This window comes from Halomonas sp. KAO, from assembly GCF_015595025.1.
Taxonomy (GTDB): domain Bacteria; phylum Pseudomonadota; class Gammaproteobacteria; order Pseudomonadales; family Halomonadaceae; genus Halomonas.
This window is the reverse complement of record NZ_JADNRL010000037.1, coordinates 3,365-4,501: the sequence shown is the minus strand read 5'-3', so window position 1 is coordinate 4,501 and position 1,137 is coordinate 3,365. Positions and strand designations below refer to the sequence as shown.

1 other annotated feature (running past one end of the window) is annotated in these 1,137 nt (G+C 53.6%).

Going from position 1 to position 1,137, the window contains the following annotated elements:
- Positions 1 to 878, bottom strand: a sequence feature (mutual gap in cmsearch alignment for this rRNA model is longer than 100); it reaches 3,192 nt to the left of the window's first position.
- Positions 879 to 1,137: the final 259 nt, after the last annotated feature.

Below are 1,137 nucleotides of genomic sequence, written 5' to 3'. Positions count from 1 at the left end.
GGATGACCCCCTAGCCGAAACAGTGCTCTACCCCCGGCGGTGCTACGTGAGGCGCTACCTAAATAGCTTTCGAGGAGAACCAGCTATCTCCGGGCTTGATTAGCCTTTCACTCCGATCCACAAGTCATCCAAATCTTTTTCAACAGATCCTGGTTCGGTCCTCCAGTTGATGTTACTCAACCTTCAACCTGCTCATGGATAGATCGCCCGGTTTCGGGTCTATTCCCAGCGACTGGTCGCCCAGTTAAGACTCGGTTTCCCTACGCCTCCCCTATTCGGTTAAGCTCGCCACTGAAAATAAGTCGCTGACCCATTATACAAAAGGTACGCGGTCACAGAACGAGTCTGCTCCCACTGCTTGTACGCATACGGTTTCAGGATCTATTTCACTCCCCTCTCCGGGGTTCTTTTCGCCTTTCCCTCACGGTACTGGTTCACTATCGGTCAGCCAGGAGTATTTAGCCTTGGAGGATGGTCCCCCCGTCTTCAGTCAAGGTTTCTCGTGCCCCGACCTACTCGATTTCACAGGATCAGATTTTCGACTACGGGGCTATCACCCACTATGGCCGCGCTTCCCAACGCGTTCGTCTAATCAGTCACCTGCTTAAGGGCTGGTCCCCGTTCGCTCGCCGCTACTGGGGGAATCTCGGTTGATTTCTTTTCCTCAGGGTACTTAGATGTTTCAGTTCCCCTGGTTCGCCTCCCGCCACCTATGGATTCAGTGCGGGATACCCACGTTACCGTGGGTGGGTTTCCCCATTCAGAGATGCCCGGGTCACAGGTTGTTTGCCACCTCGCCGAGCCTTATCGCAGGCTTCCACGTCTTTCATCGCCTCTGGCTGCCTAGGCATCCACCGTATGCGCTTCATCGCTTGACCATATAACCCCAAAGGGTCTGGTCCGCGATGACACACGACATTGCCGGATACGCGCTTGAAACGTATCTCGTGTTCTTTCCTTGTGGAAAGAACGTTTGTCAGCATGAATCACATTGTTAAAGAGCAGACTGTCAACCGACAGTCATAAACCTGACATCGTGGTATGCGATGCTGGCTTATGACTGTGGATCCGATCAGGTAAGACTGTGGGGTAGCGATGGTGGAGCCAGCGAGCGGTGCGACGTTTCGCTCGAAACGT